Here is a 16,275-nt window from a genome sequence, read left to right as displayed (position 1 = left end):
GAGCGGGCGAGCACGGCGGCGCCCCCGCGGCGGCAGACCGGCAGCCCGGGCGCCGAGGAGATCGCCGCAGGACGGCCGGCCGCACTCCGTGCGGGCCGCCGCGTGCACGTCCACGAGAGCGCCGCCCGACTCCAGGCACGCCGCGAGCCCTTCCTCTCCGGCCGGGGGTCGGGACCTCGCCGCTGGTGGAGAGGGAGACGACGGCCGCGTAGGCGTCGAGGGGCCGTGCGAGGGCCGCCGGGTCCTCGGTCGCGTCGACCTCGAAGGCGCCGAGCGTGGGCGGCGCCTCGACGCCCGCCGGCTTGGAGTCGTGCGACGTCCGTTTCCTTCAAGACCGGGTGTCGCGGCCCTGCCTACGGTGGCTCCATGACCGCACGATTCGATGCCATCGGCCTGGTCGTCTCCGACATGGCCGCCTCTGTCGCCTTCTACCGCCGCCTCGGCTTCGCCTTCCCGCCGGGCGCCGAGAAAGAGCCGCACACCGAGAGCGAACTCCCCGGCGGGATGCGGCTGTTGCTCGACACCGAAGAGACGGTCCGGTCCTTCCACCCCGCATGGCGGCCGCCCAGCGGCACGGGCCGGGCCTCACTCGCCCTGCGGTGCGACACCCCGCGGGAGGTGGACGCGCTGTACGGGGAGCTGGTCGGCGCCGGGTGCCACGGCGAGCTGGCGCCGTGGGACGCCTTCTGGGGGCAGCGGTACGCCGTGCTGCTCGACCCGGACGGCAACGGGGTGGACCTGTTCGCGCCGCTGACCGCCGCCGGCGAGTAGCTCGCGCAGGGGCAGCCCCGCGAACGTGCGGACCTCGCGGGCGAGATGCGCCTGGTCGGCGTATCCGGCCCGGGCGGCTGTCTCCGCGAACGGCACGCCGTCCCGGGCGAGCGCGAGGGCGCGGCGCAGCCGCAGGATGCGGGCCAGGGTCTTGGGTCCGTAGCCGAACGCGGCCAGTGAGCGGCGGTGCAACTGCCGTGCTCCGATGCCCAGTTCGTCGGCGGTGGCGGCGACGGGGCGCCCGTCGTCGAGGGCGGTGACGATCCGCCGCAGCAGGGGGTCGGGGGGTTCGGCCCAGGCCGTCTGCCGCAGGGCCAGTTCCTCCAGGCCGCTCGCGGGGTCGGGGGCCGCTTCGACGGCGTCGGCCAGGCGCCGCACCCGCGCGGCCGGCCAGAGGTCCGTGAGCGCGACCCGGCGGTCGCGCAGCTCGTGCGCCGGCACTCCCAGCAGCGCCGGGGCGGTGCCCGGGGAGAGCCGCAGCCCGGACCAGGGTCCGGTGCCGCCCTCCGGGAGGTACGCCCGGGTGTCCGGCCCGGCGACCAGCAGCCGCCCCTCGTGCCACAGCAGGTCCATGCATCCGTCGGGCAGCACGCGTCCCGCGCCGGACGGCTCCGGGGTGTTGGTCCACACGACCGCCCCGGCCAGCCGCGAAGCCCGCTCCACGTACACGTGTGCCAGGCTACGCCGCCGCAGCGCGGGGGCCCCGAGCGGTGGAGGCGGGTGCGGGCCTGCCCAGGGCTGTCGTCGCGCTCCCGTCCGCCCCGAGGCGCCTGGCACGCGCCCTGACGGCACCGGGCGGCGACGGGAGTGTGACGACGGAGCTCACAGTCCCCTCCCCCGGTACTCCGCCGGGCTCACTCCGTACACCCGCTTGAACGCCGTCGACAGGGCGAACGCGCTGCCGTAGCCGACCCTGCGGGCCACCGCGTCGAGGGTGTCGTCCCCGTCGCGCAGCCGGTCGGCGGCCAGGGCCAGGCGCCAGCCGGTGAGGTACGTCATCGGGGGCTCGCCGACCAGGTCGGTGAAGCGGCGGGCGAGCGCGGCGCGGGACACCCCGGCCTTCGCGGCGAGCCCGGCGACCGTCCACGGGTGGGCGGGGTCGTCCTGGAGCAGTCGCAGCACCGGGCCGACGACGGGATCGGCGAGGGCCCGGTACCAGGCGGGCGCCTCCGCCTCGGGCCGGGCGAACCAGGCCCGCAGCGCCGCGATGACCAGCAGGTCCAGCAGCCGGTCCAGGACGACCTCCTGGCCCGGCTGGTCCCGGGTGATCTCCGCGGAGAGGTAGGGCGTGAGGGGGCAGTCCCACACGTCGGGGGTGAGGGTGAGCAGCGGGGGCAGGGCGTCCAGCAGCCGTCCGCCGATCTCGCCGCGCATCGGGTACGTGCCGATCAGCATCACCGTGGCCCCGTCGAGCCGGTCGCCCCAGGCGCGGACGCCGAGGTCCATGGAGCCGCCCAGAGGCCGGCCGTCGGAGTGGCGGCACTCCTGGCCCGGCAGGATGACCGCCTGCGGTGCGGTGCCGGGGGCGTCGGCGCAGGTGTAGGGGTCCGGGCCGCGGGCGATGGCGAGGTCACCGGCGCGCAGCAGCGTGGGCTCGCCCCGTTCGGGCAGGACCCAGGCCTCGCCGCGGACGACGAGCATCACGGTGAGGGGCGCCCGGTCCTCCACGCGGACGGACCAGGGCGGCTCGAAGCACCCCCTGATCATGAACGCCCCTCGTGCGCGGGGGCCTTGCAGCAGACCTGTGAGAGCGTCCATGCGGCCAGCGTAGACGCGGGCGCATGGGAACGAGCCGCTCGACGATGGTTCCGGGCGGTGCGCGGCGGTTGACTCCGAGCATGACGAACACGACGGAGAACCTGACAGGGAACGCGGGAGACGCGGAGCGCGGGGCACGGTCCCCGCGGGGCGTGTCGGTGGTGGTGACGGGCGCCTCGGGGCGTACCGGCAGCCGGGTGGCGCGGGCCGCTCGGGCCGCCGGGCTGAGCGTGCGGGCGGTGTCGCGGGCGACCGGTTTCGACTGGTGGGACCCGGCGACCTGGGCGGACACCCTGCGCGGCGCCGACGCGGCCTACCTCGCCGTCCCCTCGGACGTCGGCGCCCCCGGGGCCGCGCGGGCGGTGGGCGCGCTCGCCCGGGAGGCGGTCGGCCTCGGGGTGCGGCGGCTGGTGCTGCTGTCCGCGCGGGGCGAGGAGCAGGCCCTGCCCGCGGAGGAGGCGCTACGGGCCTCGGGAGCGGTGTGGACGGTCGTCCGGGCGGCGTGGTTCGCGCAGAACTTCAGCGAGGGGCCGCTGGCCGCGGAGTTGCGCGAGAGCGGTGGGCTGGTGTTCCCGGCGGCCGAGGTGCGTGAGCCGTTCGTCGACGTGCGGGACGTCGCGGACGTGGTGGTGACCGCGCTGACGGCGGGCGACCGGTACGCGGGGCGGATCCTCACGGTGTCCGGCGGGCAGCTGCTGACCTTCGGGGAGGCGGTCGCGGAGATCGCCCGGGCGACGGGGCGGCCGCTGACGTACCGTGCCGTGGGGACGCACGAGTACGGCGGGGCCCTGGCCGGGTTCGGGATGCCGCCGGAGGAGGTCGCGGCCATGACGGCGATCTTCGACACCCTGCTCGACGGCCGCAACGCCCATCTGTCGGACGGGGTGCGCGAGGTCCTGGGCCGTGCGCCCCGGGCGTTCTCGGACTTCGTACGCGAGGAGGCCGCGGCCGGGACCTGGACGGTCTAGAGGACTCCACCCGTCAGGACACGCCCACCAAGGCCCCACCCTCAGGACACGCCCACCAAGGCCCGCCCGTCATGGCCCGCCAAGCGGGACGAGCGCTCGGGGAACTCCGAGGGCGTGTGCGGGTCGGACTCGCCCGTGGGCCCTGGCGGGCCACGTCAGGCCCGGCCCGCCAGGGCACCACCCGCCAAGGCGCAACCCGTCAAGGCGCCATCCGCCAGGGCCCCGCCCGTCAGGGGCGCCGTCACTTCTCCTGGGTCGGGTGCGCCTCGCCGTGGCCGTTGCCCTGGCCGTGACTGTGGCCGCTCTTCACGTGGGTGGAGCGCACGTGGGTGCGCAGCCGGGCCGAGACGTCCTCCGGGGGCAGGAAGCGGGACCAGCGCTCGGGGAACTCCGAGGGCATGTCCGGGTCGGACTCGCCCCGGGCGGCGGCGCGGGCCACGTACTCGGCGACCTGTGCCTGGCGCAGCCGCTCGTTGGCCTCGCGGGCCGCGGCCGTCGCGGCGGCGGGCCAGACCCGGTCGATGGCGGCGTTGACCGCGGCCCCGACGAGCACGGCGAACGCGGACACACCGATCCACAGCAGCACGGCGACGGGCGCGGCGAGGGAACCGTAGATCGTGGGGCCCTCGACCGTGCTGGTCAGGTAGATCCGCAGCAGGAAGCTGCCCAGTACCCACATGCCGAGGGCGACGAGAGCACCGGGCACGTCCTCGATCCACGGGGAGCGCACCGGGACGGACACGTGGTACAGCGTCGTCAGGAACGCGATCGACAGCAGTATCACCACCGGCCAGTACAGGACCTGCACGAGCGTCGCGGACCAGGGCACGATCTCCACCACCGCGTCCGGCCCGGCCACCATCAGCGGCAGCGCGACGGAGCCGATCAGCAGGGCCACGATGAACAGCAGGAAGGCCAGCAGGCGGGTCTTGACGATGCCCCGCACCCCGTCGAGGCCGTACATGACGGTGATGGTGTCGATGAAGACGTTCACCGCGCGGGAGCCGGACCACAGGGCGAACAGGAAGCCGATGGAGATGACGTCGGGGCGGCCGCCCTTCATCACGTCGTTCAGGATCGGCTCGGCGATCTCGCGGACGCCCTGGTCGGAGAGGACCGTGCGGGAGGCCTCCAGGATGTTGTGCTCCAGGCTCAGGATGGTGTCGGCGCCGGTCCAGGCGTCGACGTACCCGAGCAGTCCGATCATGCTCAGCAGCAGCGGCGGCACCGACAGCAGCGTGAAGAACGCGGCCTCGGCCGCCAGGCCCAGGATGCGGTACTCCATGCACGAGTTGACGGTGTCCTTGAGCAACAGCCAGGCGGTCCGGCGCTTGGAGACGTTCCGGTACAGAGCCCGGGCCCGGTGGAGGCGCCCGGAGGGCGTGTCGGGGGTTTCGCTTGCTGGCTGCACCCCCTAACGGTATCCGTCGCGCCCGGCCCCACTCACCCACAGGGCGGTCCGGGACGCACCGTCCCGGTTCATGGGTGACCGAGGGGGGACCGCGGGGTACTTTCGCACCATGGCAGGCAGCACACACTCCGTGACGAACCAGGTCCCCCCGCTGGTCGGGTACGACGTCTTCTCCGCCGACCGGGCCCTGGCCGCAGCGGTCGAACGGCACGTCGACCCGGGCCTGCGCGAGGAGGTGCTCGGGGAGCTGTCCGCGCTCGGGCGGGCCTCCGGCTCCGCCCAGGTGCAGGAGTGGGGTGTGCACGCCAACGAGAACCCGCCGCGGCCGCGCACCCACGACCGCTACGGCCACCGCGTCGACGAGGTGGAGTTCCACCCGTCCTGGCACCGGCTGCTCGGCAAGGGCGTCTCCGCCGGGCTCACGGCTGCCTGGGGCCGGCCGGCCGGGCATCTGCGCCGGGCGGCGGCGTTCGTGGTGTGGACGCAGGTCGAGGCCGGCAACGGCTGCCCGCTGTCGATGACGCACGCGGCGGTCCCGGCCCTGCGCACCGACCCGGCCCTGGCCGCCGAGTGGGAGCCGCGGCTGACCTCCATGGTCTACGACCGCGAGCTGCGCCCCGCCCGCCTCAAGGCCGGGGCGCTGTTCGGGATGGGCATGACGGAGAAGCAGGGCGGCAGCGACGTCCGGGCCAACACGACGGCCGCACGGCCGCTCGCCGAGGACGGGACGTACGAGCTGACCGGGCACAAGTGGTTCTGCTCGGCGCCGATGTCCGACGGCTTCCTGGTGCTGGCGCAGGCCCCGGGCGGGCTGACCTGCTTCCTGGTGCCGCGCGTCCTCGAGGACGGCACGCGCAACGTGTTCCTGATCCAGCGGCTGAAGGACAAGCTGGGCAACCGGTCGAACGCATCCGCCGAGGTCGAGTTCGACGGGACGTGGGCCCGCCGGGTCGGCGAGGAGGGGCGCGGGGTGCGCACCATCATCGAGATGGTGGCCGCGACCCGGCTGGACTGCGTGCTGGGCTCGGCGGGGCTGATGCGGCAGGCCGTGGCGCAGGCGGTGCACCACTGCACGCACCGGGAGGCGTTCGGCGGGAAGCTCGCCGACAAGCCGCTGATGCGCAACGTCCTGGCCGACCTCGCGCTGGAGTCGGAGGCGGCGACGGCCCTGGGGCTCCGGCTCGCGGCCGCCTGCGACGACGGCGGCGAGCAGGAGCGGGCGCTGCTGCGGATCGCGGTGCCGGCCGCCAAGTACTGGGTGACCAAGCGGTGCCCGGCGGTCACGGTGGAGGCGGCGGAGTGCCTGGGCGGCAACGGGTACGTCGAGGAGTCCGGGATGCCCCGGCTGGTGCGGGAGTCGCCCCTGAACTCTGTCTGGGAGGGCGCGGGCAACGTCCAGGCGCTCGACGTGCTGCGGGCGCTGCAGCGGGAGCCGGGGGCGCTGGACGCGTATCTGCGGGAGGTCGGGCAGGCGCGGGGCGCGGATCACCGGCTCGACGGGGCGATCAAGAACCTGCTGACCGAACTGGCCGACCTGGAGGGTGCGGAGGGCCGGGCTCGGCGGCTGGCGGAGCGGCTGGCGCTCGTGCTGCAGGGGTCGCTGCTGGTGCGGTTCGCGCCACCGCAGGTCGCCGACGCGTTCTGCGCGGCACGGCTGGGCGGTGACGGGGGCGCGGCCTTCGGGACGCTGCCGCACACCCTGGATCTGCAGTCGGTGGTGGAGCGCGCCCGGCCGGTGTCCTGACCCGGCACCCTGGTCGGGGTCCTGTTCCGGGAAGGCGGGAGCGGGGGTGGTGCTGCGCCGACACGGCACCACCCCCGCCGTCCGGCCCGTTCGAGCGGCTGAACGCCGCTCGGGACGGCGCGGCTCAAGCTTCGAACACGGCCGGGCCGTCCACCAGGGTTGCAGGGGGTTGCAACTTGCTGCTGACTGTGTGCGGACTGTGCGCGCCCGGCGGGGGCAGACGGCACTATGAGACACACGGTTATGAGACACGCAGTCAGAAAGCGACTCCGGGGGGCGCACGCGCATGGACGTCACGCAGCTGGCCGCCGTGGACACCGTGCGCGCGGCCCGCGTCCTCAGCGAGATCCGCTCCGCCCGGCTCTCCGGGCAGCGCTCGCCCGTGCCGCCGCGCCCCGTGATCGAGCAGTCCTGGGACCGCATGCTCCGCAGCGGCGTCGACCCGGACCACGACGTGCGGGCGGATCCGCTCCCCCGCGAGGAGGTGCAGCGGCGGCGCGAGCAGTCGGCGCTGCGGCACGTGCTGCCGGAGCTGCGGGAGGGGCTGCTGGCGGCGGCGGACATCGCCCACCACATCATGGTCGTCGCCGACGAGGACGGCCGGGTGCTGTGGCGCGAGGGCAGCCCGCCGGTGCTGCGCAGGGCAGACGGGCTGGGCTTGGAACCGGGCGCGGACTGGCGGGAGAACGTCGTCGGCACCAACGGCCTCGGCACCCCGGCGGTGGTGCGCCGTCCCGTGCAGGTCTTCGCCTCCGAGCACTTCGTGCGCTCCCAGTCGGGGTGGACGTGCGCCGGCGCTCCCCTGACGGACCCGCGCGACGGCCGGCTGCTCGGCGTGGTGGACGTCAGCGGGCCACTGGAGACGATGCATCCGGCCACGCTGGCCTGGGTCGAGTCGGTGGCGAAGCTCGCCGAGGCGCGGCTGCGGGAGATGCACGCGGAGACGCTGGAGCGGCTGCGCGCGGTCGCGGCGCCGGTGCTGGCGCGGCTCGGCGGGCGTGCGCTGGCCGTCGACGTGGACGGATGGACCGCCGCGGTGAGCGGGATGCCGTACCTGCGGCGCGTGTTCCTGCCGAAGTCGCTGTCCGCGGGCCCGCGCCGGCTGCCGTCGCTCGGGCTGTGCGCGGTGGAGCCGCTGGCCGAGGGCTGGCTGCTGCGGGTGACCGGCGACGAGCCGGCGCCGCGCGGCAGGACGAGGATCGTGCTGGACCTCGGTCAGCCGCGCCGCTGGTCGCTGGAGGTGACCGGGGCGGCGGGCTCCTGGAGCCATGAGCTGAGCCCGCGGCACGCGGAGCTGCTGTACCTCCTCGCCGTCCACCGGGCCGGGCGCAGCGCCTCGGGCCTGGCGGAGGACGTCTTCGGGGACCCGGCCCGCACGGTGACGGTGCGGGCCGAGATGTCGCGGGTCCGTCGGTACCTGGGGGCGTTCCTGGAGCACCGGCCGTACCGGTTCGCCGAGGACGCCGAGGTCGAGGTGGTGCTGCCGGAGGACCCGCGTGATCTGCTGCCCCACTCGGCCGCGCCCTCGGTGAGCGGACGGCGCGCCTGCGCACCGGGGGCCTGAGGCTCACTCGGCGTGCAGCGTGAGCCGCCCTCCGGGGTGCGTCTTTCGCATAGTTGCAGGTTCTTCGTCCGCGGGCCCCCTCACCTGCCGTAGCATGCGGTACGGGCCACCCCACCTGCTCCTCCGTCAACGTACGGATCGGAAGGCGCAGTTGGTCCGCCTGGGGAGGACGTTATGAAGCATCGCGGCAGACACCGGCGGCGCAGACGGGGCAGGGCGCTGCGCGCGACCCTGGCCGGGACGGCCCTCGCCCTCACCGCCGCCGCCACCATGATCAGCGCCTCGCAGGCCACCGCCCCCGACGCCCCCGGCGCGCTGACGCCGGTCGGCGTGTCCACCGAGGCCGGGCGGCTGCCGTTGGCCGAGCGCCGGGTGCCCGAGGCGTGGCTGGACCGGCTCGCCTCGGAGATGGGCCGGCCCGTCGGGGTCTCGGCGGTGCTGGACGGCGCCGACCTGCCGGTGCGCAGCGCGTCCGACTGCACCGCCGCCGAGAAGCGCGATCTTCCGGTGGAACCGGCTGCCACGCGCGCGTACTGCTTCGCCGGTTCCGACACCCGGGGCTGGCGGCCCGGCGCGGTCACCACCTCCGGTGACGCGGACGACGACGGACGCTGGGGCGGCAACCGTGTGATCCTCTCCGGCTGGACCCGCGGCGCCGCGGGCGGCTCCCTCGACGGCCCGGCCCCGGAGCGGGGACTCGCCCGGGTCGCCTTCGTCGACGCGAACGACTCCGCCCGGCTGCGCTACACCTGGGCCCTGCTGGCCGTCCCGGTGGACGGCGGGCGGGACTACCGGGGGCTGTCCTCCCCGCTGTCCGGGATGATCTGGTACCAGGACAAGCTGCTGGTGACGACCAGCGACGGCGACCGGGAAGCGCTGTACGTGTACGACCTGGACCGCATCCAGCGCGCCACCGTCGACTCCGGCGCGATCGGCCGGGTCCGGGGCGGCTGGGCGGCGCACGGCTCCCGGTTCGTCCTGCCCGCCGTAGGCTCCTACACCCTGCCCGGCCGCGCGGACGAGGCGCGCCCGGCCACCGTCTCCCTGGACCGCAGCACCTCGCCGGACAGTCTGGTGGCGGGCGAGTGGGTGCCGGCGGACCGTGACCGGAGCACCCGGCTGTGGCGCTACCCGCTGAGCCGCGACCCGGACCGGACCGGTCTGCTGGCCACCGACTCCGCGGGACGGGCGGAGCCGGCCGAGGCGTACGAGACGAAGACGGCCGACGTGCGGGGCGTGCTGGCGCACGGCTCGGGCTGGTACCTGAACCGCCCGGCGGACGATCCGGACGGGCAGGGGACGCTGTGGCGCCAGGACGCCGAGGGCGCGCGGGCGACCGAGTGCGGCACGGACGGGAACCGGCACTGCTGGAGCACCCGGCCGGGGTCGCTGTCCTACTGGGAGGAGACCGGGGAGGTCTGGTCCCAGTCCGGGCGGATGCTGTTCGCGCTGCCGCTGACGTCGATCGACCGGGCGCTGGACTGACCTGACGGCGGCGCGCCGGGACGGCCGGCTCCGCGCGAGGGGCCAACGAGCACCGGGGCCGATCGACAGATGCGCGGGCACGGTGGTTTTCTGGCCCGCATGACCACCATCGCCGTGACCACCTGGTCCCTGGAGCAGACCGCTCCGACCGACCTTCTGCCGGCCGCCGCGCCGGGCGGAGACGTCCGCATCGTCCGCTCCGAGGTCCCCTCGCCCGAGTTCAGCCGGTTCCTGTACGCCTCGGTGGGCGGCGACATCCGCTGGACGGACCGGCTGAGCTGGCCGTACGCCCGCTGGCAGGAGCACCTGGAGCGGCCCGCGGTGGAGACGTGGGTGGCCTACGACCGGGGCACGCCCGCGGGGTACGTGGAGCTGGAGGCGCAGGACGACGCGGTCGTGGAGATCGTCTACTTCGGGCTGCTCCCCGCCTTCCGGGGCCGGCGCATCGGCGGGCACCTGCTCTCGTACGGCGCCGCCCGGGCCTGGGACCTCGCGGACCGGTGGGCGGGGCTGAGCCCGACCAAGCGGGTCTGGCTGCACACCTGCAGCAGGGACGGCGAGCACGCGATGGAGAACTACCGGCGGCGCGGCTTCACGCTGTTCGACACCAAGGTCGAAGAGGAAGCGGACGTCGCCACTCCGGGACCGTGGCCTGGGGCATTCCCTGCCTGACCTGCCCGGACACCTCCGGACGACCCGATGTGACCAAGGACACCCCTGTCTCACAGTGCGAGACAAGGGTGTCCACGTTTTGGATTAAGCTGGACTGTGTCCAGATCGCCGTGCCACGCTTCCGTCATGTCTGGAACTGGAATCGCCCTGGTGAGTCGACGCCACGTCGACCTCGGCCGCATGTCCAGCGCCATCTGTCCGGCGCACTGAGAGCACTCAGCGCCCGCCCGACATCCTCTTTCTCGCTTCCTTGCCCGCGCGATGACGCGCACATGTTTTCCCGTGCGCACACGCGCAGGTCAGAGCCGCATTCCCGCCTGTCCGAAGGACGTATCCACCATGGCCGCCACCCCGCCGAAGCCTGCCGCCGCGACTCCCCGCCGCAAGGTGAGCCGTCACCGCGGTGAAGGCCAGTGGGCCGCGGGGCACTTCACCCCGCTGAACGGCAACGAGCAGTTCAAGAAGGACGACGACGGTCTCAATGTGCGGACACGCATTGAGACGATCTACTCCAAGCGCGGCTTCGACTCGATCGACCCGAACGACCTGCGCGGCCGGATGCGCTGGTGGGGCCTCTACACCCAGCGCAAGCCCGGGATCGACGGCGGCAAGACGGCGATCCTGGAGCCGGAGGAGCTGGACGACGAGTTCTTCATGCTGCGCGTCCGTATCGACGGCGGGGCGCTGACCACGCGTCAGCTGCGGGTCGTCGGCGAGGTCTCGCAGGAGTTCGCGCGCGGCACGGCGGACATCACCGACCGGCAGAACGTCCAGTACCACTGGATCCGCATCGAGGACGTGCCCGAGATCTGGAACCGGCTGGAGGCCGTGGGCCTGTCCACCGTCACCGCCTGCGGCGACACCCCGCGCGTGATGATCGGCTCCCCCGTGGCGGGCATCGCCGAGGACGAGATCATCGACGCCACCCCGGCCCTGGAGGAGATGAAGCGCCGGGTGCTGAACAACCCGGCGTACTCGAACCTCCCCCGCAAGTTCAAGACGGCCATCTCGGGCTCGCCGCTGCTGGACGTGGTGCACGAGATCAACGACGTGGCGTTCGTCGGCGTCCGCCACCCCGAGCACGGCCCCGGCTTCGACGTGTGGGTCGGCGGCGGCCTGTCCACCAACCCCAAGCTGGGCGTGCGTCTGGGCACCTGGGTGTCGATCGACGACGTCCCGGACGTCTACGAGGGCGTCATCTCCATCTTCCGCGACTACGGCTACCGCCGGCTGCGCAACCGCGCCCGGCTGAAGTTCCTCGTGGCCGACTGGGGCGCGGAGAAGTTCCGCCAGGTGCTGGAGGACGAGTACCTGAAGCGCCGGCTGACCGACGGGCCCGCCCCGGAGCAGCCGTCCCGGCAGTGGCGCGACCACATCGGTGTGCACCGGCAGAAGGACGGCCGGTTCTACGTCGGCTTCGCCCCGCGCGTGGGGCGCGTGGACGGCTCGACGCTCACGAAGATCGCCGACCTGGCCGAGGCGCACGGCTCGGGCCGGGTGCGTACCACCGTCGAGCAGAAGATGATCGTCCTCGACGTCGAGGAGGCCCAGGTCGAGTCGCTGGTGGAGGGCCTGGAGGCGCTCGACCTGACCGCCCGGCCCTCCACGTTCCGGCGCGGCACCATGGCCTGCACCGGCATCGAGTTCTGCAAGCTCGCCATCGTCGAGACCAAGCAGCGCGGTGCGCAGCTCATCGACGAACTGGAGCGCCGCCTGCCGGAGTTCGACGAGCCGATCACCATCAACCTCAACGGCTGCCCGAACGCCTGCGCCCGTATCCAGGTCGCGGACATCGGCCTCAAGGGCCAGCTGGTGCTGAACGACCAGGGCGAGCAGGTCGAGGGCTACCAGGTGCACCTGGGCGGCGCGCTCGGCCTGGAGGCCGGCTTCGGCCGCAAGGTGCGCGGCCTGAAGGTCACCTCCGACGAGCTGCCGGACTACATCGAGCGCGTGCTGAAGCGGTTCGTGGCCGAACGCGCGGACGGCGAGCGGTTCGCCGCCTGGACGGCCCGGGCCGGCGAGGAGGCCCTGTCGTGAGCGAGCGGATGACCCCGTTCTACTGCCCCTACTGCGGGGACGAGGACCTGCGGCCGAACGAGGAGGGGCACGGCGCGTGGGAATGCGCGGCGTGCAGCCGGGCCTTCCGGCTGAAGTTCCTCGGGCTGCTGTCCCAGGGGCTGAAGCGACCGGACGCGAAAGGGGCGGGGATATGACAGCCGTTCAGCAGAAGCGCACGGCTGAGGAGTTGAAGGCACTCGCCGAGCAGGCGGGCCGCGATCTGGAGGACGCCTCCGCGCTGGAGATCCTCCAGTGGGCGGCCGGGACGTTCGGCAAGCGGTTCTGCGTGACCTCCTCGATGGAGGACGCGGTGGTAGCCCACCTCGCCTCCCGCGCGATGCCCGGCGTCGACGTGGTCTTCCTCGACACCGGCTACCACTTCGAGGAGACCATCGGCACGCGGGACGCGGTCGACGCCGTGATGGACGTCAACGTCATCACGCTCACGCCGCCTCAGAGCGTCGCCGGGCAGGACGCGGAGTACGGGCCGAAGCTGCACGACCGCGACCCCGACCTGTGCTGCAAGCTGCGCAAGGTCCGGCCGCTGGAGGAGGGCCTGAAGGGCTACCAGGCCTGGGCGACCGGGCTGCGCCGCGACGAGTCCCCGACCCGGGCGAACACCCCGGTGGTCGGCTGGGACGAGAAGCGGCGGAAGGTCAAGATCTCCCCGATCGCCCGCTGGACCCAGGACGACGTGGACGCCTACGTCACCGAGCACGGCGTGCTGACCAACCCGCTGCTCATGGACGGCTACGCCTCCGTCGGCTGCGCCCCCTGCACCCGCCGGGTCCTTCAGGGCGAGGACGCCCGGGCCGGCCGCTGGGCGGGCCGGGCCAAGACCGAGTGCGGGCTGCACGGATGACGACGACTCAGACGACCCAGACGACCCAGGAGACCGACGTGACGACCGGAGCCACCGTCTGGCTCACGGGTCTGCCGAGTGCCGGCAAGACCACCATCGCCCACGAGCTGGCCGGCCGGCTGCGCGAGCGGGGCCACCGCGTCGAGGTGCTCGACGGCGACGAGATCCGCGAGTTCATCTCGGCGGGCCTCGGCTTCAGCCGCGAGGACCGGCACACCAACGTGCAGCGCATCGGCTTCGTCGCCGAACTGCTCGCCCGCAACGGCGTCCTGGCGCTCGTCCCGGTGATCGCGCCCTACCAGGACAGCCGCGAGGCGGTCCGCAAGCGGCACCAGGCGAACGGCACGGCGTACGTCGAGGTGCACGTGGCGACCCCGGTCGAGGTGTGCAGTGAGCGCGACGTCAAGGGCCTGTACGCCCAGCAGGCCGCGGGCGAGCTCACCGGGCTCACCGGCGTCGACGACCCGTACGAGGCGCCCGCGTCGCCCGACCTGCGCATCGAGTCGCAGCACCAGACCGTGCAGGAGTCCGCGGCGTCCGTGTACGCCCTGCTGACCGAAAGGGGACTGGCATGACGACCGTCGCCACCGTGTCCGAGGAGACCGGCAGCCCGTACGCACTGTCGCACCTCGACGCCCTCGAGTCCGAGGCGGTGCACATCTTCCGCGAGGTGGCGGGCGAGTTCGAGCGGCCGGTGATCCTCTTCTCCGGCGGCAAGGACTCCATCGTCATGCTGCACCTGGCGCTGAAGGCGTTCCGCCCGGCGGCGGTGCCGTTCTCGCTGCTGCACGTGGACACCGGGCACAACTTCCCCGAGGTCCTCGACTACCGCGACCGCACCGTCGCCGAGCACGGGTTGCGGCTGCACGTCGCCTCCGTGCAGGACTACATCGACCGCGGTGTGCTCAAGGAGCGCCCGGACGGCACCCGCAACCCGCTGCAGACGCTGCCGCTCACCGAGAGGATCCAGGCCGAGAAGTTCGACGCGGTCTTCGGCGGCGGGCGCCGGGACGAGGAGAAGGCCCGGGCCAAGGAGCGGGTGTTCTCGCTGCGCGACGAGTTCTCCCAGTGGGACCCGCGCCGCCAGCGCCCCGAGCTGTGGAACCTGTACAACGGCCGCCACGCGCCCGGCGAGCACGTCCGCGTGTTCCCGCTGTCCAACTGGACCGAGCTGGACGTGTGGCAGTACATCGCCCGCGAGGGCATCGACCTGCCGGAGATCTACTACGCGCACGAGCGCGAGGTGTTCCGGCGGGCCGGCATGTGGCTGACGGCCGGCGAGTGGGGCGGGCCGAAGGACGGCGAGACCGTCGAGAAGCGGCTCGTGCGCTACCGGACCGTGGGTGACATGTCCTGCACCGGCGCGGTGGACTCCGACGCCGACACCATCGAGAAGGTGATCGTGGAGATCGCCGCCTCCCGGCTCACCGAGCGCGGCGCCACCCGCGCCGACGACAAGATGTCCGAGGCCGCGATGGAAGACCGCAAGCGCGAGGGGTACTTCTAGAGATGAGCACGATCACGACCGAGGAGCTCTCGGCCACCACCCTGCTGCGGTTCGCCACCGCCGGCTCCGTCGACGACGGCAAGTCCACCCTGGTGGGCCGGCTGCTGCACGACTCCAAGTCGGTCCTCACCGACCAGCTGGAGGCCGTCGAGCGCGTCTCCGCGAGCCGGGGCCAGGAGGCGCCGGACCTCGCGCTGCTGACGGACGGCCTGCGCGCCGAGCGGGAGCAGGGCATCACCATCGACGTGGCCTACCGCTACTTCGCCACGTCCCGGCGGCGGTTCATCCTCGCCGACACCCCCGGCCACGTGCAGTACACGCGCAACATGGTCACCGGTGCCTCCACGGCCGAGCTGACGGTCATCCTGGTCGACGCCCGCAACGGCGTCGTCGAGCAGACCCGCCGGCACGCGGCCATCGCCGCCCTGCTGCGGGTGCCGCACGTGGTCCTCGCGGTGAACAAGATGGACCTCGCCGCCTACGACGAGAAGGTGTTCGCCCGCATCGCCGAGGAGTTCACGGCGTACGCCACCGAGCTGGGCGTCCCCGAGGTCACCGCCATCCCGATCTCGGCGCTGGTCGGCGACAACGTGGTGGAGCCGAGCGCGAACATGGACTGGTACGGCGGCCCGACGGTGCTGGAGCACCTGGAGACAGTGCCGGTCAGCCACGACCTGAGCCACTGCCACGCCCGGCTGCCCGTGCAGTACGTGATCCGGCCGCAGAGCGCGGAGCACCCCGACTACCGGGGGTACGCCGGCCAGATCGCGGCCGGTTCGTTCCGCGTCGGCGAGGCCGTCACGGTGCTGCCCTCGGGCCGCGCCTCCAGGATCTCCGGCATCGACCTGCTGGGCGAGCCGGTCGACGTCGCCTGGACGACGCAGTCGGTGACGCTCCTGCTGGAGGACGACATCGACATCTCGCGCGGCGACCTGATCGTGCCGAGCAAGGACGCCCCGGCCACCACGCAGGACATCGAGGCGACCGTCTGCCATGTCGCGGACGCCCCGCTGACCGTCGGGCACCGGGTGCTGCTCAAGCACGGCACGCGCACGGTCAAGGCGATCGTCAAGGACATCCCGTCCCGCCTCACGCTCGACGACCTGTCTCTGCACCCGCACCCGGGGCAGCTCGTCGCCAACGACATCGGCCGGGTGAAGGTGCGCACCGCCGAGCCGCTGCCGGTCGACTCCTACGCCGACTCGCGGCGCACGGGCTCGTTCATCCTGATCGACCCGAACGACGGCACCACCCTGACCGCCGGCATGGTCGGCGAGTCCTTCGCCGCCCCGGAGCCCGTCAAGGACGAGGCCGAGGACGACGGGTGGGACTTCTGACATGACCCCCACCGGCTCTTACCCGATGTTCGTGAAGAAGGGCGGCCGCGCCGGCTGGGGGTCCCCCCGGACGAAGTCCGGGGGAGGTGCTCTCGGGAGCGGGCAGGGCGGAGTGGCGCGATGTGCGCGCTGACGTCC

At 73.5% G+C, this 16,275-nt stretch carries 15 protein-coding genes and 1 pseudogene; 13 read left to right on the top strand and 3 right to left on the bottom strand.

Annotated elements, in window-relative coordinates:
- The first annotated feature begins 366 nt into the window (after positions 1–366).
- Positions 367–771, top strand: coding sequence for a VOC family protein (locus ACFW6P_RS14335; RefSeq protein ID WP_386347901.1), 405 nt, complete (start codon positions 367–369; stop codon positions 769–771).
- Here ACFW6P_RS14335 and ACFW6P_RS14330 read toward each other — a convergent pair.
- A pseudogene (locus tag ACFW6P_RS14330) lies at positions 757–1,440 on the bottom strand (helix-turn-helix domain-containing protein); the annotation flags it as partial. The gene ACFW6P_RS14335 and the pseudogene ACFW6P_RS14330 overlap by 15 nt on opposite strands.
- Positions 1,441–1,593: 153 nt before the next feature.
- Positions 1,594–2,529: an AraC family transcriptional regulator gene (locus ACFW6P_RS14325; protein ID WP_386347898.1), complete on the bottom strand. Its 936-nt coding sequence runs from the start codon at positions 2,527–2,529 to the stop codon at positions 1,594–1,596.
- Between the two features lie 80 nt (positions 2,530–2,609).
- Between ACFW6P_RS14325 and ACFW6P_RS14320 the strand changes: the two genes are divergently transcribed.
- Positions 2,610–3,497, top strand: coding sequence for an NmrA family NAD(P)-binding protein (locus ACFW6P_RS14320; protein ID WP_386347895.1), 888 nt, complete (start codon positions 2,610–2,612; stop codon positions 3,495–3,497).
- A 241-nt stretch (positions 3,498–3,738) separates the two neighbouring features.
- On the opposite strand, the gene ACFW6P_RS14315 is transcribed toward ACFW6P_RS14320, so the two are convergent.
- Positions 3,739–4,908, bottom strand: coding sequence for a YihY/virulence factor BrkB family protein (locus tag ACFW6P_RS14315; RefSeq protein ID WP_386347892.1), 1,170 nt, complete (start codon positions 4,906–4,908; stop codon positions 3,739–3,741).
- A gap of 109 nt (positions 4,909–5,017) precedes the next feature.
- On the opposite strand from ACFW6P_RS14315, the gene ACFW6P_RS14310 reads away from it, so the two are divergent.
- The 11 genes from ACFW6P_RS14310 to ACFW6P_RS14260 all read left to right on the top strand — a co-directional run bounded on the left by ACFW6P_RS14310 (position 5,018) and on the right by ACFW6P_RS14260 (position 16,137).
- Positions 5,018–6,652, top strand: a complete 1,635-nt coding sequence (locus ACFW6P_RS14310) for an acyl-CoA dehydrogenase family protein (protein ID WP_386347890.1) — start codon at positions 5,018–5,020, stop codon at positions 6,650–6,652.
- Positions 6,653–6,938: 286 nt separating this feature from the next.
- Complete coding sequence (locus tag ACFW6P_RS14305) at positions 6,939–8,216, top strand: GAF domain-containing protein (protein ID WP_386347887.1); 1,278 nt, start codon at positions 6,939–6,941, stop codon at positions 8,214–8,216.
- A 174-nt stretch (positions 8,217–8,390) separates the two neighbouring features.
- Complete coding sequence (locus ACFW6P_RS14300) at positions 8,391–9,701, top strand: hypothetical protein (protein ID WP_386347884.1); 1,311 nt, start codon at positions 8,391–8,393, stop codon at positions 9,699–9,701.
- A gap of 99 nt (positions 9,702–9,800) precedes the next feature.
- Positions 9,801–10,373 (top strand): GNAT family N-acetyltransferase, encoded by a 573-nt coding sequence (locus ACFW6P_RS14295; protein ID WP_386347881.1) that lies wholly within the window; start codon positions 9,801–9,803, stop codon positions 10,371–10,373.
- Positions 10,374–10,499: 126 nt separating this feature from the next.
- Positions 10,500–10,583 (top strand): putative leader peptide, encoded by an 84-nt coding sequence (locus tag ACFW6P_RS14290; RefSeq protein WP_311241247.1) that lies wholly within the window; start codon positions 10,500–10,502, stop codon positions 10,581–10,583.
- A gap of 129 nt (positions 10,584–10,712) precedes the next feature.
- Positions 10,713–12,410, top strand: coding sequence for a nitrite/sulfite reductase (locus tag ACFW6P_RS14285; protein ID WP_386423780.1), 1,698 nt, complete (start codon positions 10,713–10,715; stop codon positions 12,408–12,410).
- A complete protein-coding gene (locus tag ACFW6P_RS14280; RefSeq protein ID WP_386347877.1) occupies positions 12,407–12,586 on the top strand; it encodes a hypothetical protein in 180 nt (59 codons plus the stop codon). The genes ACFW6P_RS14285 and ACFW6P_RS14280 overlap by 4 nt, the downstream gene beginning before the upstream one ends.
- Positions 12,583–13,293: a phosphoadenylyl-sulfate reductase gene (locus ACFW6P_RS14275; protein WP_386347874.1), complete on the top strand. Its 711-nt coding sequence runs from the start codon at positions 12,583–12,585 to the stop codon at positions 13,291–13,293. The genes ACFW6P_RS14280 and ACFW6P_RS14275 overlap by 4 nt, the downstream gene beginning before the upstream one ends.
- A gap of 38 nt (positions 13,294–13,331) precedes the next feature.
- The gene (gene cysC / locus ACFW6P_RS14270; protein WP_386348103.1) at positions 13,332–13,868 is read left to right on the top strand and encodes an adenylyl-sulfate kinase; all 537 of its coding nucleotides are present in this window, start codon (positions 13,332–13,334) and stop codon (positions 13,866–13,868) included.
- Positions 13,865–14,800 carry a sulfate adenylyltransferase subunit CysD gene (gene cysD, locus ACFW6P_RS14265; protein ID WP_386347872.1) on the top strand — a complete coding sequence of 312 codons (936 nt, stop codon included), beginning with the start codon at positions 13,865–13,867 and terminating at the stop codon, positions 14,798–14,800. The genes cysC and cysD overlap by 4 nt, the downstream gene beginning before the upstream one ends.
- A gap of 2 nt (positions 14,801–14,802) precedes the next feature.
- Entirely contained in the window at positions 14,803–16,137 is a 1,335-nt protein-coding gene (locus ACFW6P_RS14260; RefSeq protein ID WP_386347869.1) for a sulfate adenylyltransferase subunit 1, read from the top strand.
- Positions 16,138–16,275: the final 138 nt, after the last annotated feature.

It is taken from the genome of Streptomyces sp. NPDC058741, assembly GCF_042746715.1.
Classification (GTDB): Bacteria; Actinomycetota; Actinomycetes; order Streptomycetales; family Streptomycetaceae; genus Streptomyces.
The sequence above is the reverse complement of the archived record's forward strand: the minus strand, read 5'-3'. Positions and strand labels throughout refer to the sequence as shown.

Excerpts from the sequence above, each read along its gene's own strand:
- ACFW6P_RS14305 (WP_386347887.1), top strand. The coding sequence starts at position 6,939 with ATGGACGTCACGCAGCTGGCCGCCGTGGACACCGTGCGCGCGGCCCGC.
- cysD (WP_386347872.1), top strand. The coding sequence starts at position 13,865 with ATGACGACCGTCGCCACCGTGTCCGAGGAGACCGGCAGCCCGTACGCA.
- ACFW6P_RS14285 (WP_386423780.1), top strand. The coding sequence starts at position 10,713 with ATGGCCGCCACCCCGCCGAAGCCTGCCGCCGCGACTCCCCGCCGCAAG.
- ACFW6P_RS14260 (WP_386347869.1), top strand. The coding sequence starts at position 14,803 with ATGAGCACGATCACGACCGAGGAGCTCTCGGCCACCACCCTGCTGCGG.
- ACFW6P_RS14310 (WP_386347890.1), top strand. The coding sequence starts at position 5,018 with ATGGCAGGCAGCACACACTCCGTGACGAACCAGGTCCCCCCGCTGGTC.
- ACFW6P_RS14335 (WP_386347901.1), top strand. The coding sequence starts at position 367 with ATGACCGCACGATTCGATGCCATCGGCCTGGTCGTCTCCGACATGGCC.
- ACFW6P_RS14290 (WP_311241247.1), top strand. The coding sequence starts at position 10,500 with ATGTCTGGAACTGGAATCGCCCTGGTGAGTCGACGCCACGTCGACCTC.
- ACFW6P_RS14300 (WP_386347884.1), top strand. The coding sequence starts at position 8,391 with ATGAAGCATCGCGGCAGACACCGGCGGCGCAGACGGGGCAGGGCGCTG.
- ACFW6P_RS14295 (WP_386347881.1), top strand. The coding sequence starts at position 9,801 with ATGACCACCATCGCCGTGACCACCTGGTCCCTGGAGCAGACCGCTCCG.
- ACFW6P_RS14320 (WP_386347895.1), top strand. The coding sequence starts at position 2,610 with ATGACGAACACGACGGAGAACCTGACAGGGAACGCGGGAGACGCGGAG.
- ACFW6P_RS14325 (WP_386347898.1), bottom strand. The coding sequence starts at position 2,529 with ATGGACGCTCTCACAGGTCTGCTGCAAGGCCCCCGCGCACGAGGGGCG.
- ACFW6P_RS14275 (WP_386347874.1), top strand. The coding sequence starts at position 12,583 with ATGACAGCCGTTCAGCAGAAGCGCACGGCTGAGGAGTTGAAGGCACTC.